The 24,017-nt window shown below is 67.0% G+C and carries 16 protein-coding genes; 6 read left to right on the top strand and 10 right to left on the bottom strand.

Going from position 1 to position 24,017, the window contains the following annotated elements; all coding sequences use genetic code 11:
* The first annotated feature begins 45 nt into the window (after positions 1 to 45).
* From KF833_08020 to KF833_08045, 6 genes are all read left to right on the top strand, one after another.
* The gene (locus KF833_08020) at positions 46 to 711 is read left to right on the top strand and encodes a response regulator (GenBank protein ID MBX3745244.1); all 666 of its coding nucleotides are present in this window, start codon (positions 46 to 48) and stop codon (positions 709 to 711) included.
* A 7-nt stretch (positions 712 to 718) separates the two neighbouring features.
* Positions 719 to 1,597: a GTPase Era gene (gene era / locus KF833_08025; protein MBX3745245.1), complete on the top strand. Its 879-nt coding sequence runs from the start codon at positions 719 to 721 to the stop codon at positions 1,595 to 1,597.
* A 223-nt stretch (positions 1,598 to 1,820) separates the two neighbouring features.
* On the top strand, positions 1,821 to 2,900 hold the full coding sequence (locus KF833_08030) for a peptidase (protein MBX3745246.1): 1,080 nt from the start codon (positions 1,821 to 1,823) through the stop codon (positions 2,898 to 2,900).
* Between the two features lie 141 nt (positions 2,901 to 3,041).
* Positions 3,042 to 3,260, top strand: a complete 219-nt coding sequence (locus KF833_08035; GenBank protein MBX3745247.1) for a hypothetical protein — start codon at positions 3,042 to 3,044, stop codon at positions 3,258 to 3,260.
* Between the two features lie 186 nt (positions 3,261 to 3,446).
* The gene (locus tag KF833_08040; GenBank protein MBX3745248.1) at positions 3,447 to 5,957 is read left to right on the top strand and encodes a carboxypeptidase regulatory-like domain-containing protein; all 2,511 of its coding nucleotides are present in this window, start codon (positions 3,447 to 3,449) and stop codon (positions 5,955 to 5,957) included.
* Positions 5,958 to 6,485: 528 nt separating this feature from the next.
* Positions 6,486 to 13,889 (top strand): hypothetical protein, encoded by a 7,404-nt coding sequence (locus KF833_08045; GenBank protein ID MBX3745249.1) that lies wholly within the window; start codon positions 6,486 to 6,488, stop codon positions 13,887 to 13,889.
* Between the two features lie 563 nt (positions 13,890 to 14,452).
* On the opposite strand, the gene KF833_08050 is transcribed toward KF833_08045, so the two are convergent.
* The 10 genes from KF833_08050 to KF833_08095 form a co-directional block, all read right to left on the bottom strand.
* On the bottom strand, positions 14,453 to 15,664 hold the full coding sequence (locus KF833_08050; protein MBX3745250.1) for a hypothetical protein: 1,212 nt from the start codon (positions 15,662 to 15,664) through the stop codon (positions 14,453 to 14,455).
* 480 nt (positions 15,665 to 16,144) lie between these two features.
* Positions 16,145 to 16,549 (bottom strand): GtrA family protein, encoded by a 405-nt coding sequence (locus tag KF833_08055; GenBank protein ID MBX3745251.1) that lies wholly within the window; start codon positions 16,547 to 16,549, stop codon positions 16,145 to 16,147.
* 77 nt (positions 16,550 to 16,626) lie between these two features.
* Positions 16,627 to 17,454 carry a prepilin-type N-terminal cleavage/methylation domain-containing protein gene (locus tag KF833_08060; protein ID MBX3745252.1) on the bottom strand — a complete coding sequence of 276 codons (828 nt, stop codon included), beginning with the start codon at positions 17,452 to 17,454 and terminating at the stop codon, positions 16,627 to 16,629.
* Between the two features lie 338 nt (positions 17,455 to 17,792).
* Entirely contained in the window at positions 17,793 to 18,221 is a 429-nt protein-coding gene (locus KF833_08065) for a hypothetical protein (GenBank protein ID MBX3745253.1), read from the bottom strand.
* A 462-nt stretch (positions 18,222 to 18,683) separates the two neighbouring features.
* Positions 18,684 to 19,688, bottom strand: coding sequence for a hypothetical protein (locus KF833_08070; GenBank protein MBX3745254.1), 1,005 nt, complete (start codon positions 19,686 to 19,688; stop codon positions 18,684 to 18,686).
* Between the two features lie 558 nt (positions 19,689 to 20,246).
* A complete protein-coding gene (locus KF833_08075) occupies positions 20,247 to 21,722 on the bottom strand; it encodes a glycosyltransferase family 39 protein (GenBank protein ID MBX3745255.1) in 1,476 nt (491 codons plus the stop codon).
* A 220-nt stretch (positions 21,723 to 21,942) separates the two neighbouring features.
* On the bottom strand, positions 21,943 to 22,338 hold the full coding sequence (locus KF833_08080; protein ID MBX3745256.1) for a hypothetical protein: 396 nt from the start codon (positions 22,336 to 22,338) through the stop codon (positions 21,943 to 21,945).
* Positions 22,335 to 22,595: an AbrB/MazE/SpoVT family DNA-binding domain-containing protein gene (locus KF833_08085; protein ID MBX3745257.1), complete on the bottom strand. Its 261-nt coding sequence runs from the start codon at positions 22,593 to 22,595 to the stop codon at positions 22,335 to 22,337. The genes KF833_08080 and KF833_08085 overlap by 4 nt, the downstream gene beginning before the upstream one ends.
* Before the next feature lie 131 nt (positions 22,596 to 22,726).
* Positions 22,727 to 23,212 carry a GtrA family protein gene (locus tag KF833_08090; GenBank protein MBX3745258.1) on the bottom strand — a complete coding sequence of 162 codons (486 nt, stop codon included), beginning with the start codon at positions 23,210 to 23,212 and terminating at the stop codon, positions 22,727 to 22,729.
* A complete protein-coding gene (locus KF833_08095) occupies positions 23,209 to 23,994 on the bottom strand; it encodes a prepilin-type N-terminal cleavage/methylation domain-containing protein (GenBank protein MBX3745259.1) in 786 nt (261 codons plus the stop codon). Before KF833_08095 ends, KF833_08090 begins: the two co-directional genes overlap by 4 nt.
* Positions 23,995 to 24,017 lie beyond the last annotated feature (23 nt).

Here is a 24,017-nt window from a genome sequence, read left to right on the forward strand (position 1 = left end):
GCTTCCCCCACCGCCCCGCCCCAACCTAGCGTGCCGGTCAGTTCCATGGAAAAGCCGCGCATCCTCATCGTCGAGGACGATGACCTCCAGGCGGAGATCTACGAGGACGCCCTCGCCGATCTCGAACTCTACCGCGCCCGCTCGGGGCGGGAGGCGCTCACCGTGCTCGCCAAGACCGCGCCCCATCTCATCATCCTCGATCACATCCTCGACGACGGCGATCTCGGCCTCGACTACCTCCCCGAACTGAAGGAAGCCATGCCCCACGTCCCCGTCGTCGTCATCAGCGGCGCCATGGACGTCCATGAGCAGATCGAAGCCCTCCAGGGACCCCGCCGCGCCCATTACTGCCTGTCCAAGCCGGTGGACCTCGAAGAACTCCGCCGCACCATCGACACCGCCCTCCGCGAATGCGGCGAAATGGAGATTGTCCGCACCTTCGAATCCCTCGAACGCTCCCGCCGCGCCGACATCCAGGAACTCCTCAGCCGCTCCACCGACCGCCTCAGCCGCCAGAACGAAATCCTCCGCCTCGTCAAGGACATCGCCACCCGGCCCAACATCTCCGCCCTCGCCCGCCAGTTCCAGGTCGCCCGCCGCACCATCATCCGTGATCTCCACGAACTCATCCGCCGTGGCCAGCTTCCCCCGGAAGTCTATCCCCGCTGGGAATCCGAATCCGACGACGAGCTGCACCCTCCCTCGTCCTGACCCCTCCATGTCGTCCTCCCCCAACGCCGCCTTCCGCGCCGGCCTCGCCGCGCTGATAGGCCGCACCAACGTCGGCAAGTCCACCCTCCTCAACGCCCTCGTGGACTCCAAGATCGCAATCGTCTCCCCCAAACCCCAGACCACCCGCCACCCCGTCCACGGCGTCGTCCACCGGCCCCAGGGCCAGCTCGTCCTCGTGGACACCCCGGGCTTCTTCAAGACCCACGCCAGTGCCCTCGTGGACCGACTCCACCATCGCGCCCGCACCGCCCTCGACGGCATCGACCTCGTGATCCACGTCGTCGATCCCTCCCGCCCTCCCGGTCCCGAGGAAACCATGGTCCTCGACACCCTCGCCCACTGCCCCCAACCCCGCGTCCTCTGTCTCAACAAGTCCGACCTGCGCGAACGTCCCCACCGCGACGCCTGGATCGCCCGCGCCGGCGAGTACTCCGCCCTCGCCGAAGTCTCCGCCATCGCCCGCCGCGGCATCGAACCCCTCATCGACACCCTCCTCGCCCTCCTCCCGCCCGGCGAACCCCTCTACCCCCCGTCCGATCTCACCAACGCCCATCGCGACTTCCGCATCGCCGAGTGCATCCGCGAAAAAATCTACCTCCTCACCGGCGAGGAAGTCCCCTATCGCACCGCCGTCCGCCTCGATGCCACCGACACCGAGCAGCGCGAGCCCCCCGCCAAACCCCGCACCCGCATCACCGCCACCATCCTGGTCGCCAACGACCGCTACAAGGCCATGCTCATCGGAGCCGGCGGCCAGATGGTCAAAAAGATCCGCGCCGCCGCCCGCGGCGATCTCCAACGACTGATCGGCACCCCCGTCGCCCTCGATCTCAACGTCCGCACCGACGCCCATCTGCCCGAGTAGGCTCACTCATCCAAGGCGGGCTCCTTCGGAGGGCCGGGTTCCACGAGGCCGCAACGGTGGGGAGCGTTGGGTTGAGGACTCGCGGAGCTCGTCCCTCCGATTCGCAGCCTCCTCACCCGCAACCCCGGGATGCACCGCACGGAGGGTCCCTTCATTATCCCCGCTCGACACCGCCCCCGGGGCCGCATAGAAGCTCGCCCATCCACTGCACCCAGCAGACTCCATGAACCGTCGCGCCTTCCTCCGGTCCGCCGCCACCGCCGCCATCGCCTGCCCCGCCATCCTCCGTGCCGCCGACAAAGCCGGCAGCCGGCCCGCCGTCGTCGGCCAGGGCGAACACACCTACGAATGCCACCACGCCTGGGGCGAGGTCCCCACCCACATCCGATGGGGCGAAACCCACGGCGTCGCCGTCGATGCCGAAGGCCTCATCTACATCAAGAACAACACCGGCCCGTCCGGACGCCGCCACCAGGATTGCATCGTCGTCTTCGATTCCGCCGGCCGGTTCGTCCGCAGCTTCGGCGACGAATACAGCGCCCATAACATCCACACCGTCGGCCACGGCATCGACATCCGGAAGGAAGGCTCCACCGAGTACCTCTACCTCACCCACACCTGGGCCAACCTCGTCACCAAGACCACCCTCCAGGGCGAAATCGTCTGGGCCCTCAGCACCCCCTGGGAATCCGGCGCCTATAAGGACCGCAAGGAATTCATCCCCACCAACGTCGCCTTCCATCCCTCCGACGGCTCCTTCTACGTCGCCGACGGCTATGGCTCCGGCCATATCCATCGCTACAGCGCCGACGGACGTTACCTCGCCAGCTTCGGCGGCAAGGGCGGACGCGATCAGCACGGCCGCTTCGCCACCCCCCACGGCCTCTGGGTGGACACCCGGCCCGGCCGCGAACCCCAGCTCTGCATCTGCGACCGCGCCAACGCCCGCCTCGAATACTTCTCCCTCGACGGCCAGTACCTCTCGACCCTCGAAGACCTCAGCTTCCCCGCCCACCTCGACACCCGCGGCGATCTCCTGCTCTGCCCCGATCTCCACGCCCGCGTGACCCTCTTCAACCGGGACAACACGGTCATCGCCCACCTCGGCTACGACCAGGCCTGGACCGATCGCGTCCTCAACAAGGGCGGCCAGGGCGGTCTCCTCATGCGCACCCGCCCCGACACCTGGGAGAACGGCCGTTTCATCCATCCCCACGACGCCTGCTTCGACCACGACGGCAACATCTACGTCGTCGAGTGGGTCTCCGTCGGGCGCGTCACCAAACTGACCCGCCGCACCTGAACGGACTCCCCAGCCTGGATGCCGGCGAATCGCGATCCCCCATTCGCCATTCGCCATTCGCCATTCCCAATAAGTCCGAAGTCGTATCCTCCCCGCACCCCACGCGGTGCTACCCATGATCGCGGCGCCTGACGCCCGACCATGGAACCCCACCACCCTCCGCCCCACCCAGGTCCGGAACGCGACTGGCCCGATTGTGATGTGTTCTGCATCACGGGCTACGCCGGCACCGAGACCCCGTGCGGCTGGCGCGGACGCTTCCATGAGACCGAATGGGACGACGCCTCAGGCACCCGCCGCTGTCCCCGCTGCCATCGCACCAGCCTGCTCGGCGTCGATCCCCTGGACGCCGAATCCTGATCGACGGCGACCCTTCCGGTTCTTCCCACAGCCCACAACCCTCCCATGACGTTCCGGTACGCCGTTGCCCTCCCTCTGCTCGTTGTCGTCTCCTCCCTGGCCACGGTGCATCCCGGAGTTGCGGGTGAGGAGGGAACTCCGCTGAGCGGCGCTTCGGAGGGCCGAGTTCCACGAGGCCGCAACGGTGTGAAACGTTGGGTTGAGGACTCGCAGAGCTCGTCCCTCCGATTCGCTGCCGTCTCACCCACAACTCCGGGACGCACGGCCCTGCCCGCGCCTCACCCGTTCGAACTCGCCACCGCTGCGATTCCATGGTGCGGCAGTTCCGACGCCCATCCCGGCCCCAGGGACGCCCTCGCCACAGCCCAGTCCGCCCCGACCGCCCGGCTCGCCGTCCCGGCCATCGGCACGCTCCGCGTCCTCTTTCTTCGGGTCCGGTGCGCCGGCGACATCGCCCCCCCCGTCACCGTCGCCGAGGCCGGGACGGTCATGGAGGCCGTGGATCGCCATTTCCAGGCGCTGTCCTACGGGAAACTCCGGTTCGAGTGGACCGTCTCGCCCGACCTGCCCCTGCCCCTCACCCGCGACGAATACGCTCCACTCGGCACGTCCCGGATCCTCGACGACGCCCGGGCCGCTGCGCTGGAACAAGGACTCGACTTCGAGGACTTCGACCTCGAACTGGTCCGGCATCATCCCATCCCCGGTTGGGCCGGCGGCTACGGACGCCTCGGCCAGCGCGGCGCCTGGGCCCAGATCGACGGCCCGGCCATCCTCGTCCACGAGTTCGGCCATAACCTCGGCCTCCCCCACGCCAATTACTGGACCACCGCCGGGCCGCTCCACGAACCCCGCGTCTCCCCGCCCTTCCCCACCCCCCTCCACGGCCTGCCCGTCACGTCGGAGTTCGACCCCGCCAGCCGCATCGGACACGACAGCATCATCGGCCTCGGACGCAGCGACGAGTACGGGGATGTCTTCGATCTCATGGGGGCCGGCGGTGAAGGCGGCACCGCCGCCCAGATCAACGCCATCTACAAGCGCGCCCTCCTCTGGCTGGAACCCGCCCACACCGCCGTCGTGGCCACCTCCCAGACCGTGCGACTGCGCCCGTTCGATGCCGGGGAACTGGCCCCCGATGCCCTCTACCTTGTTCAAATCGACCGCCCCACCGTTCGCCAGGGCAGGGAACAGCGTTACCACCTCCAGTTGCGCCAGGAACTTCCCGGCAGCCCCTCCGCACTCCCCGCCCTCCTCGTTCACTGGTCCCCCGTCGAGCGATCCGGGATTCCTTCCTCCCTCCTCCTCGACATGACCCCCGGCACCCCCTGGCGTCAGCGCGATGCGGCCCTGCCCCAGGGTCGTTCCTTCTCCGATCCCCTCGCCGGTCTCACGCTCACCTGCCTCGCCGTGGGATCCGACGATGCCGGTCCCTGGGCCGATGTCGCCATCGTCCTCGATCCGCCCCCCGGCAACCATCCCCCCTCCCTCGCCCTGACTGCCAGCGCCGCCCAGGTCGATCCCGGCGTCGCCGTGGACCTGACCGCCTCGGCTTCCGATCCCGATGGCGACCCGTTGACCTACTTCTGGGACTTCGACGACGACTCCCCCTCGATCCCGTCCCCACAGGTCGCCAAGGCCTGGCCGGAACCCGGCCACTATTCCGTCCGCTGCGAAGTCAGTGACGGACAGGGCGGCGTCGCCAGCCGTCACATGGTCATCACCGTCGGCCCACCCGCCCACACCGTTGCCGTCTCCGGCCGCGTCCTTGATCCACAGGGCCAACCCGTCCAGGGCGTCCGAGTCCACAACGGCCGCCTCTACCGCAACCCCACCGGCCACACCCATCGCCGGACCTTCACCGACTCGGACGGCGCCTACACCCTCACCGGCCTCGCCCCCGGCTCCTACACCAACGCCGCCCATCACCCGGACCACCGCCTCCTGCCCGTCGGATGGACACCCCCTGTCGTGGTGGAATCCGGACCGATCGGAAACCTCGATTTCCTCGCCGAACCCCTCCCGGAAATCCGGGTGTCCCTGTCGCAACCCGAAACGGTCGAAGGCGCCGGCCCCGTCACGGTGCGCTTTGAGCGGACGGGTCCGACCGACGCTCCGCTCGAAGTACCGTTCACCCTCACCGGCACGGCCACCCCGGGAATCGACTACGACGATCTTCCCGCCCGCGAGGTGGTGTTCCTTCCGGGTGCCAGTGTCGCAACCCTCGACCTGCTCACCCGCCTCGACGGCACCGAAGAAGGACCCGAAACGTTGACCCTCACGGTCCGCCTTCCCGCCGAGGCCATCCGCGAAGGGACCGACGGTGGCCCGCCGTTCACCGTGTACTTCCCCGGTTGGGAACCAGGCCCCACCACCGACGGCCCGGCGTGGTTCCTGACCGAACCGCCCTGGTCCATTGGCGCCGCCTCATCGGTCACCCTCACCATCCGGGATTCAGCCCAGGGCCCCCTGCCGCACGGCTGGCTCCAACTGAAACCTCCCTCCGGCTCAACCGCCGCCTGGGAGGTCCACCTCAACGGTGCCCCCGGCATCGCCTACGTCCTGGAATCCTCCTCCGACCTCACCCACTGGCAACCGCTCCGGACCAACCGCCTCTTCGCCAATCCCCTCATCTTCCCCGTCCCCGCACCCAGTTCCTCAACCCCTTCCTTCTTCCGCGCCCGATCCCAACAGTAGGGGGGTGCATCGGCAGGTTGTCAGAAGGCACAACAGGATCAGTTTCTTTCAGAAGTCCTTGTCCTCGGATTCTTAAACGAGGCCGTAATCTCAGTCTTAATCTTAATCTTAATCTTAATCTCAATCCCCCACCCCAGTTCCCACACGGTACGGGAGGTCCAAACACGATCGAACCCATCGGGCCCAGCCCAGAGCCTGGCCCTCGAAAAGGTGTGCCGGCCGGTTCGAGGACGAGCACGAGCACGAGCACGAACACGAGGACCGACCCTTCGGGCTGAGTCCGTGTCCCATCGCGGGCGCATCTCCATGGTGTCGGAGATGCGATCGGTCGAGGGATACGACGAGGGGACCTTCGGCGTCGGGGTCGGTATCGGAATCGGAATCGAACCGGAACGATTTCCGGGGACGCGCGAAGCTCCATAATGGCGTCTTCGCTGTTGCTGGATTACACGGAGAGGCACAATCTGCCCGCCATCGATTGAGCGATCCCCTCCGGCACGCTGTCGAAATCGCCATCCCCCTCCTCCCATGCGCGACGCCGTCCTCTGCCTCCTTGTCCTGTCCGCCCTTGTCTCCACCCCGGCCGGCGCCCAGACGCTGATCAACCTCGACTTCGGCGTCGGCTCAAAAAGCGCCAAGTCGGGCTTCGCCGCCTCCGGCCAGCGGACCAATGACTTCTGGAACCTCTACCGCCATTACGATCCCCGTTACATCCCCGGCCAGCCCCTGGTCCACGACGGCCGCCTCGATTCCATCCTCCACGCCGACGGCTCCCCATCCCCCGTCTCCGTCCGCGTCACCAATGCCCCCGGCGTCTGGGGCAACAATGCGGGCGACCCGATGTGGGACACCTACCTCCACGCCCCCAACGGATCGAACCTGGTCCTCTCCGTCTCCGGACTCCCCGCCGGCCGGTACCACCTCTTCGCCTACGGCCACGCCGAGGCCGATGTCGCCCCCGAACAGAACAGCCGCTTCACCCTCGTCGCCGGTCCCCGCTCGTTCGGACCCCTCGTCGCCAGCGGCGGCGAACCCTGGCGCGCCGGGACCCCCATGCGCGAACACGTCCACTACACGGTCTTCCGCGACATCGAGGTTCCCCCCGATTCCCCCCTCACCCTCGTCGTCGCCCCCGGACCCAACGGCATCGCCGTCCTCAATGGCCTCCAGATCCTCTCCCGCGGCACCAGCCCGCCCCTGCTCACGCCCGTCGTCGTCCCAACCCCGCCCGCCTTCACCAACCTTCTCTTCCGCGAAATCCATTACCAGGCGTCCCTGTCCCCCCACGAAGCCCGGTTTGCCGTCCGCCTCACCGTCGAAGCCCCGCCCGCCACCAACCCCGTCGCCGCCCCGCTCTTCCTCGGCAACGTCGCCGTCCTCTCCCCCTCCCTGCCCCAAGGCTGGACCCTCAGCCGTCAAGGTCCCCGCATCGACCTCGTCGCCACCACCCCGGGCCTTCATTCCCTCACCCTCGAGGTCATCGGCGCCCGCCTCCGGGACGAACCCTGGCACCAGACCGCCTTCGAAGGCCCTGCCGCCGCCATCGCCACCCTCGCCGCCACCGCCGCCGATCCCGAGATCGAAATCGAATTGCTCGCCGGCACCCCCGTGGACGGTCCACGCCGCGGCCCCGGCGTCCGCGGCGTCCTCGGCGCCGACCGCCGGGTGGCCCTGCGCTGGCAAAGCCGCACCGACACCATCGCCCGCACGGCCCTCGTCACCGTCGAAACCCACGCCACGGTCTTCCTCTCCCCCGCCGCCGTCCGCCACACCACCCGCCTCCGGTACGACATCCTCCAGGCTCCCCTCGACGGCGTTCGCATCGAACTCCCCGCCGGACATTCCCTCACCCGCATCGAAGGCGCCCCCATCCGCGACTGGCGCGTCGCACCCTCACCCGACGATGGCCGCGACCAGCTCTCGATCGTCTTCCTCGAACCGGTCGAGGCCACCGCGGAACTGACGATCCACACCGAACAACCGGTTCCCGACCTGCCCGGCACCCTCCCGCTCACCCCCCCCCGACCCCTCGATGTCCAGCGCGAGACGGGTTCCCTGCGGCTCCTCGCCGAGGATCTCCTGGTCCGTGTCGAGGACGCTCCAGGCCTTCGCCAGGTCAATGCCCAGGCCGATGAAGTCGCCTCCTTCCGGTTCGTCGCCCGCCCCGCTTCCGCCCGGCTCCAGCTCGACCGCTGGCAACCCGAAGTCGCCGTCGCCTCCCGCCTTCACGTCCGCCTTGACGAATCCCGTCTCGTCGCCCGGCACGATCTCGATCTCACCGTCACCCGCGCCGGCATCTACTCGCTCGACCTCTCCGTCCCCGAGGCCTGGCGCGTCACCGGCGTGGTCTCCGACGACCTCGACGACTGGAAGCTCTCCGACGCCGGACTCCACCTCACCTACCTCCGCCGCGTCCTCGGACCCAAAACCGTCCAGATCACCTTCGAGCGCGCCCTGCCCTCCGACCTCACCACCCTCCCCCTCCGGCCCGTCCGCGTCCGTGAAGCCGCCTCCGAGACCACCCGCATCGGCATCGCATCCGCCGCCGGGTTCCGTGCCCGCACCCGCGCCCTCGAAGGCCTGCGTGAAATCCCCGTCACCCCCGGAGCCGATGAACTCCTCGCCTACCGCGCCACCCGTGGCGACTGGAGCCTCGACCTCGACCTGGAACGTCTCAGCCCCCGCGTCGTGGCCGAGGCGTTCCATCTGGTCACCCTCGGCGAAGGGCTTCTCAGCGGCGCCGCCACCCTCCGTTACAGCATCTTTCACCAGGGCATCCAGCAGCTCCGCCTCCGCGTGCCCGGACACTGGCGCAACATCGAGTTCACCGGCCCCGGCATCCGCCGCCAGGATCGCCAGGGCAACGACTGGACCCTCACCCTCCAGGAAAAGGCCTGGGGCGCCTACACCCTCGTCCTGACCTACGATCACCCGGTCAATCCCCGCGGCGATACCGTCGTCGTCGCCGCCGCCCAACCCCTCGATACCGAACGCGTCACCGGCCACCTCGCGATCGCCAATGCCACCCCCGCCCAGGTCGAACCCGGTGCCCTCCCCGGCACCCTCCGCCCCATCGACCCCTCCGAACTTCCGTCCGCCGACCGCGCCCTCGTCGCCCGCCCCATCCTCCTCGCCTGGCGTGCCACCGACGCGGACTTCCAAGTGCCCCTCACCCTCATCCGCCACGACGAATCGCCCACGCTCGACGCCGTCACCGACCGCACCCAGCTCACCACGGTCCTCACCGACGCCGGCGAACTCCTCACCCAGGCCGGGTTCATGGTCAAAAACAACGACCGCCAGTATCAGCGCTTCCACCTCCCCCGCGGCGCCGAACTCTGGGGCGCCTACGTCAATGGCGACCCGGTCAAGGCCGAACGCGACGGCGACTGGCTCCTCGTCGCCCTTCCCCGCCGGCCCGACCGCGACGAACCCTTCGCCGTGGACCTGAAATACGCCGAGTCCATCGCCGCACCCGGCCGGTTCTTCCCCCAACGCCTCCGCCTCGCCGCCCCGGGCACCGATGTCCCCAGCACCTACGCCGAGTGGGAACTGTTCGTCCCCGATTCCCGACGGCTCTCCCGCTTCGCCGGCAGCATGACCCCCGTCCAGGGCACCACCTACACCGTCCGTGACGCCTGGGACCAGTTCCTTCACGTGTATCGCAACCTCTGGCTCAATTACGCCGCCCCGATCCTCTTCGTCACCGGCGGCCTCGCCGCCCTTGTCGCCCTCATCGTCGCCGCCCGTCGCAGCGGTTTCCCCGGCATGACCGGCGCCCTCGTGGTCATCGCGCTCCTCGCCGTCCTCCTCAGCATGCTCCTCCCCGCCCTCAGCAAGGCCAAGGCCAAGGCCAGCACCATCAAGTCCGTCAATAACCTCAAACAATTCGCCCTCGCCGCCCGCCTCGCATCCGACGAAACCTCCGGTCGCCTCCCCGATTCCATCGCCGCCATCACCCCCCACCTCGGTTCCCCCAACGTCCTCGTCAATCCCGATACCGGCCGCCCCTACACCTACCTCGGCGCCGGCCGCCTCGAATCCGATCCCGACGCCGTCCTCGCCTATGGCGAAATGGCCGACGGCCGCTACGCCGTGGCCCTCGTGGACGGCAGCGTCCAGATCGTCCCGCCAACGCGCTTCACCGAATTGCTGGCCCGCCTCGGCGAGACCGCCGCCCCCGCCCGGCCCTCCGGTCCCCCCGCCCCTTCGTCGCCACCGTCCGACCGCGCCCAAGCCGGTGTGCCGGTCATGCCCGCGGAACGCTTCGGCATCGGCACCCTGGAATCGGAAGGCGTCGCGCCGGCCGCACCCACCCACGCCGGCATGCGCTCGATCCGCGTGGAAATCCCCAGGGCCGGACAGGCCTACCGGTTCACCAAGATTCTCAATGTCCGGGGCGAACCGTTCACCATCGAGGCCCGCATGGTCCCCCACCGCGCCGCCGTCGCCACCCGCATGGTCCTCGAACTGGCCGCCTTCCTCACCGGCCTCGTCCTCGTCGCCTGGCAATGGCGCCGCCCCGAACCCCGCGCCCGCTGGCTCGCCTTCGGCGCCCTCCTGGTCGTCCTCTCCACCACCAGCCTCTTCCTCGCCTGGCGCGCCCTGCACCTGGTCCTCATCTTCGGCGCTCCCCTCGTCCTCATCCTCGTCGCCGGCAATCTCCTCTCCGCCTGGCGCCGACGTCGCTCCACCACCCCCTCCCAGCCGCCTCCCCCTTCCCTCACCGCCACCCAGGGTCCGGCCATCACCCTGCTCGTCGCCGCCTGCGCCTGGCTCAACCCCGCCCCCGCCCCCGCTGCCCCCGACGATGAAGCCTCCCGCCCCATCGCCGTGACCGCCGCCACCTACACCGGCCGGGTCGCCGATGGCATCGCCCGCTTCGAAGCCCGCCTCGATCTCCACACCTCGTCCACCAACCGCTCCCTCCCGCTCTTCGGACCGGAAGTCGCCATCCACGCCCTCTCCGTCACCGAAGGCTCCGCCGTCCTCTGGCGGGACCGCGATCACGTCGGCATCCGCCTCCCCGATGGCGGCTCCGCCACAATCGAACTCGACTTCGTCCTGCCCGTCGCCGGCAACGCCTCCCAGCGGCAACTGGCCTTCCGCCTTCCCCCGGCCTGGGCCTCCGAGTTCATCCTGACCCTCGACGAACCCGATGCCGTGGTCGCGTTCCCTTCCGCGGTCGCCTACCGGAGCGCCACCGAAAACGACCGGACCGTCGTCCGCGGCATCGTCGGCGCCAGTGACCGCCTCGCGCTGTCGTGGACCCCCAGGGTCCGCCGCGCCTCGGAGGTCGAGGCGTCCGTCCTCGTCGATCAAATCGCCCGCGCCACCGTCGGCCCCGCCTCCCTCAACCTCCGGTCCACCCTCGATTTCCAGATCACCCAGGGCGAGGTCGCCCTCTGGCGCGTCCGCCTCCCCGCCCAGCACCGACTCCTTCGCGTCCATGGCCAGGCCATCCGCACCTGGGACCTCACCGACGACGGCTCGGAACTCCGCGTCGAACTCCTCCAGCCCGTCACGGATCGCTACGCCCTCGCCCTCGAGACGGAACGCCCCATCGATTCCCCCCCCGCTTCCCTCCGCGTCGAACTTCCCCAGGCCCTCGACGTCCGACGCCAGTCCGGCGTCCTCGGCCTCCTCGCCACGGACGACGTGTCCCTCGTCGTGGAACGTGCCGCCCACCTCCAGCGCATCGATCCCGCCACCTTCCCGCCCCCGCCCACCAACACCCCCGCCGCCGTCCCACCCACCGCCTACCGATTCGTCCGCCCCGAATTCGACCTCGCCCTCCGTGTCGAAACCATCCGCCCCGACATCGAAGCCGCCATCCGTCATGCCATCACCGTCGGACCTGACCGCACCGCAGCCGTGGTCCACCTCGATTACACCATCCGGCGCCTCGGCGTGTTCACGCTCCAGCTTGCCCTCCCGGACGGCTACGACCTCGAGGAGGTCCGCGGCGACACCCTCCGGCAATCGTCGGAGCGCACCCTCGACGGCACCCGCCTCCTCGAACTCGCCCTCCGCCAGCGCACCCTCGGCAAGGCGACCTTCCAACTCCGCCTCCAGCAGTCCCGCGACACCCTCCCCGCCGAACTGTCCGTCGGCGCCGTCCATCCCATCGACGCCTCCAAAATCACCCTCTCCCTCGCCGTTGGCGTCGAGCCCGGTGTCGCGGTGAAAACCGCCTCGCTCACCGACCTGTCCGAGGTCCCCGTCGCCGCCCTCCCCCAGGAACCCCAGCCCGAAGGCGGCGCCCTGCTCGCCTACCGGCACCTCGCCGCCACCCCATCGCCCCTCGCCCCCTGGTCCCTCAGCCTCACCACCGAAGCCATTCCCGCCTGGGTCCGCGCCGAGTCCATCCACGTCGCGTCCTTCACCGAGGCCCTCGTCACCGGCCGTTCCCAGATCCGCTTCCAGATCCAGAACGCCCCGGTCCAAACCCTGCGCCTCGCCGTCCCCGACTCCTGGCGCAACGTCGAAATCCTCGGCCCCAACCTCCGCCGACGCGACCGCTCGGACTCCGAATGGACCCTCGAACTCCAGGCCCGCACCCTGGGCACCTACGATCTCACCCTCCTCTGGGAGGAACTCCGCCCCACCCCCACCAACGCCTGGTCCTTCCGGGGCTTCACCGTGCGCGATGTCGAACGCGAAACCGGATTCCTCGCCCTCTCCGCCCGTTCCCCCCTCCAGGTGGTGCCCCCGCCGGATTCCCCCGACTTCACCCGCGCCGACACCGCCGACTGGCCCGCCTGGGCCGCCGCCTCCCTTCCCGACTCCGCCACCGCCCCCCTCGTCTGGCGTTTCCTCGGCACCAACGCCGTCTTCAACGCCGCCCTCCAGCGCTTCTCCGACGCCGAAGTCCTCCAGGCCCTCATCGACCGCGTCCACCTCACCACCGTCATGGCCGAGGACGGCCAGGCCATGACCCAGCTCCAGCTCGCCATCCGCAACAACGGACGCCAGCACCTCGAAGTTCAGCTCCCCGCCGGCGCTGTCGTCTGGTCCGCCTTCGTCGCCGACCAACCCGTCCGCCCCCGCCAGCGCGACGGACGCCTCCTCCTCCCCATCGACCCCCTCGGCGACCCCGACGCCCTCGTTGAACTCCAGCTCACCTACGTCCAGTCCGCCCGTTTCCCCCGCCATCGCGGTCGTGTCCGCCTCGACGCCCCCCGCCTCGACCTGCCCCTCAAGGACGCCCGCTGGGATTTCTACCTTCCCCCCGACTACGAGTACGGCGCCTTCGGTGGCTCCATGCAGCATGCGGTCGCCGAACTCCAGCCCCTCGCCCAGGACTTCACCCTCGCCGAATACCGCCGCCAGGAAGTCGCCCGCAAGGAAGCCTCCCTCGACCAGGTCCGCCAGATCGTCACCCGCGCCCGCGACAACCTCGCCGCCGGCCGTTACGGACAGGTCTCCGAAGCCCTTGAACTGGCCCGCGGTCGGGCCGCCCAGGATGCCGAAGCCGAACAGGCCGTCCGCCTTCTCGAAGACCAGGTCCTCGCCGGCCAGGGAAGCAACCTCATCCGGGCCCAGAACGAAGCCTTCCTCCTCAACTCCGCCCGGTTCGATGCCGGGGCCGGAAGCAAGCTCGCCGAACCCGCCGACGCCCGCCTCACCCGCGCCCTTGCCGTCGCCGCAGGCCGCCAGGCCCAGGTCATCCAGCGCGTCCAGGCCGTCGCCACCCCTCGCCTCCAACCCCTTCGCATCACCCTCCCCACCCGCGGCCTCCGCCACTCCTTCACCCAGGTCCTCCAGACCGAAATCGGCAAACCCCTCACCGTCGAGTTCAAGGCCACCCACGCCCGTCGATCAAGCTCCCTCACCCGCTTCACCCTCGCCATCCTCGGCTTCCTCACCCTCTGGCTCGCCGCCGCAGTCTGCCTCCTCTTCCGCACCACCCCCTCGCAATCCCAGTCTTAATCTTAATCTTAATCTTAATCTTAATCTTAATCGTACTCCTAATCGTACTCACATCGCCTATCCCGCAGCCTTGGGAAACGGCACAACCCTCGCGAAGCCTCCCCTCGGAGGGCCGAGTTCCACGAGGCCGCAACCCCGTGGAGCCTTCGTTTGAAGCCCCTTCAACGACACCTCCGCGCGTTGCCCGAAGGCGCAACAGAATCGGGGTCGGGGTCGCTATCGGAATCGGTATCGACGCAACCACACCCCCATCCCCCCTTCCACCTCAATCGCCATCCATGGGCCATCGACGGTGCATCCCGGAGTGGTGGGTCAGAACCCCGCGAATCGGAGGGACGCGCTCCGCGAGTCCCCCACCCAACGCTCCACACCCTCGTGGCCTCATGGAACTCGACCCACCGAGGCGACGCTTCGCGATCAGGATGGATTCCTGCCCTTCGATGACGAGTACCGCCCTTCGGGCTGAGTACGAGAACGAAGGGTGATCCGGGCGTGCACCCCTCTCTCCTCCGGAGCGCGGACAGCCCTGTCCGCACCGCTGCAAGCACCGTGAATCCATCAAATCAGCCCGCCCACCGGAAGTTCACGAACCGCCACACCAGCACCCCGTGCAACGTCGCGAACACCCCCACCACCCCCACCACCCCCACCACCCCCCACCGCAACCTCCCGTCCCGGCTCCCGATCCGGCTCAGCAACCATGCCAGCCCCAGGAACACCGGAAACGCGCACCCCGCGAACCGCGTGAACGACACGAACGTACCACTCATCGCCGGAATCACCGCCAACACATACGTCCACACCACCATGTCCCAGCCCAACCGCCGGATCGCCGGCAACGCCACCAGCACCAGCAGGAACATCAGCCGGTCCAGCATCGACCCCCGGAAATCATGCCAGCTCGTCGGGCTGAGGAACCCCTCCAGGAACTTCACCACATCCCACAAGTTCCCCACCGCATGCGCCCCCCAATGCCGCTGTGCCTCCATCCCCGCCAGCGGATTCCCCGTCCACGCTCCCATCAACACCAGGTACACCCCCCAACCCGCCACCGGCCCCAGCACCAGCCCCAACCCCGTCGCCGCCGACCTCCAACCCAATCCCCGCAACCCGACCTCCCGTACCCGCACCCCCCAGTGCCACAGCACCGGCAGCACGCAGAACACCCCGACCCCACGCGTCATCGGCAGCAGCAACGCCGCCAACCCCGCCCACCCGTACCGCCGCCGCTCCAACCCGTTCCACAACCCCATCAACAACAGCAGGAACAACCCCTCGCTGTAGACGAACCGCTGGAACAACGACCCCGGAAACACCAGCAGCAATACCAATCCCAAATCCCCCACCTCCCTCCCGAACCGCCGCGCCGCGATCCCATGGAACAACACCCAGGCCCCGAGCGCGCACCCGTTCGCCAGCACCATCCCCACCACCACCCCGTCCCACCCCGTCAACGCCGTCCCCCAACCGATCGCCAGCGGCCACAACGGATAAAACGCATTCGACTTCACCCCAGGCCCATATCCCGCCTGGCTCAAATACAGGTAATGCTGCGCATCCCACGTCGCGAAATGCCGCGCCAGCCCCGCCGTCCCGTCCGGCCAGGCCGCCTCGGCCCCCGCCCCAAACCAGTTCGCCCCAATCGCCCGAAAACGCCCCTCGTCGTACTCGCCCCACAGGGACAGCGCCGCCACCAGCACCCCGAAATACACGATCGTCCCCGCCACCAGCCACGCTGTGACCCGCCCGCGCGGCCGGCCGCCCCCTTCGTTCATGGTCTCTCCCGGTTTCATCCGCGCACGCACGCCGCAACCCATCGATCCAACCCCCGCGCCATCCCACCTTCCACCTCAATCGCCATCCATGGGCCATCGACGGTGAATCCCGGAGGGGTGGATCAGAACCCAGCGAATCGGAGGGACGGGCTCCGCGAGTCCTCCACCCAACGCTCCACACCGTTCCACGTGGGAACTGCGGAGGGCGATTACGAGTACGAGTACGATTTCGAATACGATTTCGAGTACGAGGCCTGCTGCAAACAACTGAGATGCGCCCGGCAATCGAGAAACCCGCAGGGTTTCCAGCGATTAGCCGGGGGTCGAACCCGGATCCTCGGGTTCGACCCCCGGTAAGAGTGCCCCTCTGGTTCACAACCCCGACAGGGGTCGCACACGCCCGTCGTTCCGGAGATCGGAAAATCATTGCACCCCGACCAGGATCGTGAACGGGCGTGCTCCACGAAGGGTGATCCCCCCTCACCGCCCCCCAACCCACCCCAGCCTCAGGTTCAGCCAGAAATTCCACACACTCACCACCACGATCGCCAGCAGGTTCGCCAGATACACATTCATCCCCAGCCCGTGCACCTGCGCGTTCAGCAACCCCGCGCTCAGTCCGATCCCCAGCACGCAGATCAGGTTGAACCGCGCCAATCGTCCCAGCCGCGCCCCCCATCCCCGCCGCGCCCGCGCCAGGTCACCAAACGTCCATGCCTCGTTCCACACGAAATTGTTCAACACCGCCACCTCCGCCGCCGCCACCTTGCTCCACGTCAGGTCCCAGCCCAGCCGACCCGGATCCGCCAGCAGATACAGGACCCCCATGTCCACCACCACCCCGCTCCCGCCCACTACACAGAATCGAAGGTACCGCCCCAGCACACTCCGCTGCCCCGGTACCTCAGCCGGACCTCGAACAGGTCTCGCCGCACCCGTCCCAGCTACCGGCGCAGGGCCGTTCATCTCGCCTCCGCCCGTTCCCGCCAGGTCGCCCGGCGCTGCATCCACAACACATCCGCGTTTCCCGGACTCGCCGCATCGTCCCTGGGCGCATTCACCGTCCGCCGATCCCGCCACTTCCGATGTTCCACATGCCCGTCCGCAAACGTCACGTTCGCCCCGCCCCCATGCTCCGCCGACGGCTTGTCCCGCAGCACCCATCGACCCGGCTGCTCCTCCTCGAAGTTCCATTGCAATCCGAACGACGCGTCATTGATCGTCTCGATCCGCTCGTCCACGAACACCAGCGCCTCCGCCGGACCCGGACGCACAATATCCCCCACACGCAGGTACGTCGTCGCATGCGGCACCTCCACCGGCGAACCCATGAACGCATTCAACGACAACGTCCGCACCCGCCCCTGCCGGATCCCGATCACCGTCGGGTCCCGCGGCGCCGGGCACCGCCACAACTCCGGACCCCCAAGGTACGGACCCACCAGACTCCGCCGGAGAAACAGCGTATTCGTCGCATCCCGCCCCGGCAACCCCAGCCACCCCTCCACCCACATCTCCCTCAGCGGAATTCCCTCCCCGTCCCGGTTCGGCAGCACCGCGTCCCCGTGATCGTCCGCATACATCTGAAACGCCAGCGCGAACTGCCGCAGATTCGACTGGCACGCCGCCGTCTTCGCCCGCCCCTTCGCCACCGACAACGCCGGCAGCAGCATCCCCGTCAGCACCCCGATCACCGCGATGACGACCAGCAGTTCGATGAGGGTGAAACCGAGAGTTCTTCTGTGCCTCAAGTTCAATTCCTCCAGTTCACCGTTCTCAACGCCTGCCATGCACCAACGGAGACCTTCCGTAAACCTAAGAACTCCTGATCATAAGCAAAGCCCCCGAACTTGACGAGTCCAGCCAACACTGTAATGACGTTCATCATGGGCCTTCCTCACTCCTCTCCTCAGGCAGGCCTCCACCGGAATCGCCGCCGCCCCAGCAATGACCTACCTCCAGATTCAAAGGTGCTGGACGAAGAGCCTATCCCGCCTCAGCCCATTTTCCAAACCAGCATATGCCAAAGACTTTCCAAAGATGGCATCGTGCATCCAACCAACATCCGCTCGTCCCTGTTGGCAGGGTGGACCAGTCATCCGTACACGAGCATGCGAGCCCTTGCTCTTCACGCCGCTCTTTCAGAGCCTCGATCTCTGACAACACCCACAATTGAAGGTAACAGCATCAGGGCAATCACACCCAGCAGGAAATTGGAAGCGAGTCTTTCGCTCACCGGCAGCACACCCGTGAGTGCTCCCAGACAGGGACACCTAGTTCCTCCGCCCCCCAGCAACGAAGCCAAGCGGTATGATAGAAATATGGCACCGGTCGTGGCCGAGAGATATGCCAAGGCCCGCAAGTTTCTGGACCGGAAAAGCACCAGGGCAACAGCTCCTTCGAGTCCAGCTGCCAAAGCGAAAAGGTTGCGAAATGTCAACCCGGTAACCAAATCCAATGTACCCAAGACCGGATCTGCCGCGACCAGGGATGCGAGCTTTCCAAAGGCCGTGACAACCAACATGCTCCCAATCCCGCGATAATAGATGGTCATCATATCGAAGGTAAAGGGAGGAGCAGAGCCTCCTCCCTTGGCCGACACGCGCCGAACTCCAAATGCTCAGCCGCCCGTATTGCATGAAGTACCACTGGGTGCTACATGACTACTCCCATTTAAGTCCACGGTTACTGTCTTTCCCTCGCAGTCCGGGCTGATCTTGCAGCCATACTTGCAGGTTCCTTGATTGGTGCTGTTGTTCTTGCCGGCGCTCCCGTTCGCATCCTCAATGACGTTGCGGCTTCCGAGAGAGGCTACTGTGCCCTGCTGCGACGTTGAACAGTTGGGGGAGGTGGCAGTGCATGCGTCTCCGACCGAGCCCCCGAAACAGTTTACCGGGTCGCCCGCCTTGTAGCATGCGGCGATTGCAGTGAATGCTGTCATGGCAAGCGCTACCGCGACTATGGTCCGTGGAATTTCGTGTGGTCTCATGATCTGTGCTTTGGTGGGTTACCTATTGCATTAGTTGGCTGCACGGCATCCTCTCCTATAGAAGTAGAGGAAAGTGGCTACTATCAGGATGACGACGGTGAGGACGGGGAAGATGCGCTGGATCGACTTCTGACGGTCGAGGATTCGGTCGAGGCTGCTCTCGCTCGCCTTATACGCGAGCTGCCCAAGCGCATTCGTGTAAAGCAGCCTTCCCTGGCTTTGGACGGCATATAGAAAACTGATGTTGGTGCCGAGAATGGCGTGGGGATGAAATGCTTCGGGCGGCAATGGTGCTGCGCTCCGCACTTCAATGAACCTCACCCCCTCCAACTGCTTCCTAGAACCATCCGGTTTCCGGGCCACGTATTGCATTTCGGCCGGATACACCGGGAAGTCCTCCGGGGCAAGCTCGCCACTGTAAGCGATTTCCCATTGGAACTCGCGCGGTGTGGAGAACCGATGATCTACAAGCTTGAGAAGCAGATTCGCTCCCTGCAACGTGGTGCCGTCGGACGTCAGGAACGTGCCGGCAACCGTGTGCCCGTCGCTGCGATTGGCTCCGCTGAAGTCATGCCCCTCAACTTTAATCCCCCCCCTGTCGGCGTAGGTGATGCCGAGGTTAAGAAGATTGTTGATCTCAAGGAGCGCCAATTGATCTGCTTCGATGGCAGGATTGTTGGTATCCACCTCGATGCCCAAGGCGATTGGATCATAGGAAATGACCGCTCGATCCTCAGGAGTATAGGTCCACCGAATATGGTCTATCCGCGCTTTGATTTCCGGTTCGCTTCTGCCGGGAATCCAGTGCGGGACTCCGATCGCACCGGAAACCTGGTGACGGCGCAGAATGTAGTCGTTGGTCTGGAGGTGAAGCTCGAACAATTCCCAAGGGATCGCAGGTTTGTCGGGGTAATATTTGATGTATCTGGCGTGAAGGACGTTGGGAGGCCGATGGAGATGCTCAACCACCTCAGACAATATCGGCACAGTGCTCGCCGGACAGCAGAAGATTGCCGGCGTGAGGACCAACGCCAAGAGGACACCAAGGTGCCGAGATGCTCTTATTGGGAGCCATAGGCTTTTCGTGAACGAGGTGCCTTCCCCCAGGAGCGGCATGATCTTGTCAGCGAATCTTCGCACCAAGGACTCATGTGCCCTTACGAGCGAATTCACGTTCCACTCGGTAGCCCCATTCAGCCCGGCTGGCAGATTCGCGCGGGTTCCAACACGCAAAGGGGCCCTCTTCATCCGCCCCCCGTCACTCTCCCATGCCCGGAGGGGGTCCCGGCTTCGATCGCCTCCAAGTCTTGCGGAAGTCAGGCGGGATCGATGCCGAAATCCCCAAGCGTCGCCGATTCCTGGATTGCAGGAGTGAACGGGCGCGGGGGCGGGGGGGGGGGAGACAGCAAGCAAGGCTCCCAAGGGCGACGACATCTTCGCCGAACACATCTCCACGAGGCGAGCGATGCCAAATCAAGCGTTGGACTTGCGGTGTCATCAAAAATCTTCGGCGATTGACGGAGTGTGTAGTCGAAATCCGGAGTCCGTGTCAACCGGTTCCTCGGACATTTTTCACTCCACGCCCTGCTTCGCTCAGGGCGATCCCAGGCGTCGATACAGGGTGTTGCCCCATCCAAAGGGCTGGGCGCGGTAGTCGTTCTCGATGACTTCGTGGAGACCGAAGCGGGCGGTCCAGTCCGGGGGGATCAGGATCAACTCGGGACGATGCCGTTCGAGGGCGTCCCGGACATCTTCCGGGGAGATCTGACCCGACCAGAGGCGTTTCCAGGGGATGACCGCCAGTTCCGGCGGCACCGCGAGCCCGGCGTGGAATGCCGCACTCAGCTCACGGGTGAAGATCCACTCCGCACCTTCGGAGTTGGCGCGCAGTCCCTGAACGTAGGGGTTGTCCGCTGCGGCGGGGGCGGAGCGCAGTCGCCGCCACTCGAGGTAGAGTTGTTCGCCTCCAAGAGTGAGCGTGATCGAGAGCACGCCGCACCACACGAGAAGGCCCAGGGCGAACACCGTCTTCCGCCAGAACGATCCGCGGAGATCGGCGCGGATCAGACAGCGCCAGGCCTCGATGAGCCCCACGCCCCCCAGCCAGGCCATGGGGATGAAAAAGTGGACGCTGTAGTACGCCCAGTAAGGCCGATGCCAGGAGTGAACGGCCACGGCCGTGAGCAGCATCACGACGGGAACGAGGACCGCACGATCGCGCCGGACCATGCCCACAAGGAGCCCCAACCCGCCGGCAGCCGCCAACGCCATCTCATTCGCCAGAGTTCGGGGGCTCCATTGGGAATCCCGCGTTGCCGCCTCGGCCAGGGTGCGTTCCGAGAAATGGGAGGCCCGGAATTGTTCGATCGTGCCGGGTTGCCAGAAGAGCCATGCCCAGCAGGCGAAGCCGAGCGCAACGCCGGCTCCCAGGGCGAGCAGGGCATGCCAAGGAATTCGTCGGATCCACGACATACGTTCCCCGGGTCCGGATCGATCCGGCGAGTTCCGCGCCAGAACCACGGTCAGGGCGAGCGCCGGACCCACCAGCGCCGCCGTCAGCTTGATCTGGAGCGCGCAGGCAAAGAGGACCCCGGCCAGCATGGCGCGCCGCCAACCGCGGCCCGGTCCAGGCGGATCCGGTACCGAGGCGACCCAGATCGCGGCCAGCGCCACAGACCAAGCCGGCACTTCCAGCATCACCGACACTCCCAAGCCCAGAAATCCGGACGCCGAGATCAGGAGCGCCACCGCGAACAGTCCCGCGGGTCGGCCTGACCGGACGCTGACGATCCGATACAAGGCCATCAATCCCAACGCCGTGAACGCAAGACTCAGCCAGCGCCCGACACCGACCGACGGGCCGGTCACCTGGAACAGTGCCGCCAGGAGCACCGTGTGCAGCGGCGGCTGATCGTTCCAGATCTCCGAGTACAGCGTGTGACCCCGGCTCACCAGGAGCGCCTTCATCAGTTCGTAACCCTCGTCGGGCCAAAACTGGAACGTCGCCCCCAGCGGCACGAAGCAGCCCAGCACGAGGATGAACCCGGCCGGAACGAGCCAGTCCAGCATGGCGGAAGGTCTCACAAGGACGCCATCAGACTGAAAGGACCCCTGCCGCGCCGTCAATCGCGGCCACGTTCCAAGTCATCTGGCAATCCGTGACGATGCGATGCGTGCCGTTTCCAGTGCCGAGGGATAGTCCATCCGATCGCAGTCGGAAAGGGCTCTTCGGTAAGTGAGTCCTCGCGATCGACACGCCCCCCCTGCGTCGACTACGACAGGACACCGATTACAGCACCCGAACCGAGGCCAACTTGCCGGACGCCTTCTCGAAAGTAGCCATCTCATCGCCAGCACCGCCGTAAGCGCCGTGAATCAATCGGTCCACAAAGCCTGGCTTCGCAGAGGCCAACCCATCCGTCGCCAGCACCTGTGCCGCGGCCCCCAACGATTCGATTTCACCGTCGGCGAACAATCGCCGCAGGCCCATCAGGGCGTCCCGCTTCGACACGCCGTAATGGTGCTGCAATGCGAAATACGCCTCCGCCACCACCAGGTCCGAAACCGCGGCGCGACAGCACCCGCGGGACAGTTCGTCCAAAAACGCCACCGCCCGCGCCGCCTGGTCCGCCGGCTGCCCCAGCAGCAGTCGCAGCACCACCGACGTATCCAATCCAACCCTCACGCCGCGCCCTTGCGTCCGGCCGCGATACTCTCGCGGATCGCCGCCATCGAATGATCCTTCGCATGGCCGGCGTAGGATCCAAGGCAACCCACCCAGTCGCGGGGGCGTGCCGCCTGGCGTCGCAACACCCAGACTCGCGTTCCCGCTTCGTCACGAGGCTCCAGCTCGATCGCATCGCCCGGTTTCAGGCCGAGCGCCTCACACGTCTCCTTCGGAAAGGTCGCCTGCCTCTTCGAGGTCAATGTCAGCCTTGGCATGAGGAGACCCTCCGCAGGGACGCCTTACCCGTCAAGCATACGGTAAGGGGCCCTCGCCCGAAGAACACCCCGAACCCCCGCGTCATCGGCACCATCCCCACCACCACCATTCCCCATTCGCCACTCCCCCCTCACCGCCCCCCAACCCACCCCAGCCTCAGGTTCAGCCAGAAGTTCCACACACTCACCACCACGATCGCCACCAGGTTCGCCAGATACACATTCATCCCCAGCCCGTGCACCTGCGCGTTCAGCAACCCCGCGCTCAGTCCGATCCCCAGCACGCAGATCAAATTGAACCGCGCCAATCGACCCAGCCGCGCACCCGCCCCCCGCCGCGCCCGCGCCAGGTCCCCGAACGTCCATGCCTCGTTCCACACGAAATTGTTCAACACCGCCACCTCCGCCGCCATCACCTTGCTCCACGTCAGGTCCCAACCCAGCCGCCCCGGATCCGCCAGCAGATACAACACCCCCATGTCCACCACCACCCCGCTCCCGCCCACCACGCAGAACCGCAGGTACCGTCCCAGCACACTCCGCCGCCCGTCCGCCCCATCCCCTCCCCCTCCCAACTCCGCCCCCCTCCTCCCTACATCCGCCGCGAGCCGGCTCATCGCCCCTCCGCCCGTTCCCGCCAGGTCGCCCGGCGCTGCATCCACAACACATCCGCATTCCCCGGACTCGCCGCATCGTCCCGGGGCGCATTCACCGTCCGCCGATCCCGCCACTTCCGATGTTCCACATGCCCGTCCGCAAACGTCACGTTCGCCCCGCCCCCATGCTCCGCCGACGGCTTGTCCCGCAGCACCCATCGACCCGGCTGCTCCTCCTCGAAGTTCCATTGCAATCCGAACGACGCGTCATTGATCGTCTCGATCCGCTCGTCCACGAACACCAGCGCCTCCGCCGGACCCGGACGCACAATATCCCCCACACGCAGGTACGTCGTCGCATGCGGCACCTCCACTGGCGAACCTATGAACGCATTCAACGACAACGTCCGCACCCGCCCCTGCCGGATCCCGATCACCGTCGGGTCCCGCGGCGCCGGGCACCGCCACAACTCCGGACCCCCAAGATACGGACCCACCAGACTCCGCCGGAGAAACAGCGTGTTCGTCGCATCCCGCCCCGGCAACCCCAGCCACCCCTCCACCCACGTCTCCCCCAGCGGGATCCCCTCCCCGTCCCGGTTCGGCAGCACCGCGTCCCCGTGATCGTCCGCATACATCTGAAACGCCATCGCGAACTGCCGCAGATTCGACTGGCACGCCGCCGTCTTCGCCCGCCCCTTCGCCGCCGACAACGCCGGCAGCAGCATCCCCGTCAACACCCCGATCACCGCGATGACGACCAGGAGTTCGATGAGGGTGAAGGCACCATGAGGTCGCGCCAACCCCTCCGCAGGATCCCCCACTC

The sequence above is a fragment of the Verrucomicrobiia bacterium genome (assembly GCA_019634625.1).
Taxonomy (GTDB): Bacteria; Verrucomicrobiota; Verrucomicrobiia; order Limisphaerales; family CAIMTB01; genus CAIMTB01.

Excerpts from the sequence above, each read along its gene's own strand:
- KF833_08020 (MBX3745244.1), top strand. The coding sequence starts at position 46 with ATGGAAAAGCCGCGCATCCTCATCGTCGAGGACGATGACCTCCAGGCG.
- era (MBX3745245.1), top strand. The coding sequence starts at position 719 with ATGTCGTCCTCCCCCAACGCCGCCTTCCGCGCCGGCCTCGCCGCGCTG.
- KF833_08030 (MBX3745246.1), top strand. The coding sequence starts at position 1,821 with ATGAACCGTCGCGCCTTCCTCCGGTCCGCCGCCACCGCCGCCATCGCC.
- KF833_08035 (MBX3745247.1), top strand. The coding sequence starts at position 3,042 with ATGGAACCCCACCACCCTCCGCCCCACCCAGGTCCGGAACGCGACTGG.
- KF833_08045 (MBX3745249.1), top strand. The coding sequence starts at position 6,486 with ATGCGCGACGCCGTCCTCTGCCTCCTTGTCCTGTCCGCCCTTGTCTCC.
- KF833_08050 (MBX3745250.1), bottom strand. The coding sequence starts at position 15,664 with ATGAACGAAGGGGGCGGCCGGCCGCGCGGGCGGGTCACAGCGTGGCTG.
- KF833_08060 (MBX3745252.1), bottom strand. The coding sequence starts at position 17,454 with ATGGCAGGCGTTGAGAACGGTGAACTGGAGGAATTGAACTTGAGGCAC.
- KF833_08065 (MBX3745253.1), bottom strand. The coding sequence starts at position 18,221 with ATGATGACCATCTATTATCGCGGGATTGGGAGCATGTTGGTTGTCACG.
- KF833_08075 (MBX3745255.1), bottom strand. The coding sequence starts at position 21,722 with ATGCTGGACTGGCTCGTTCCGGCCGGGTTCATCCTCGTGCTGGGCTGC.
- KF833_08085 (MBX3745257.1), bottom strand. The coding sequence starts at position 22,595 with ATGCCAAGGCTGACATTGACCTCGAAGAGGCAGGCGACCTTTCCGAAG.
- KF833_08090 (MBX3745258.1), bottom strand. The coding sequence starts at position 23,212 with ATGAGCCGGCTCGCGGCGGATGTAGGGAGGAGGGGGGCGGAGTTGGGA.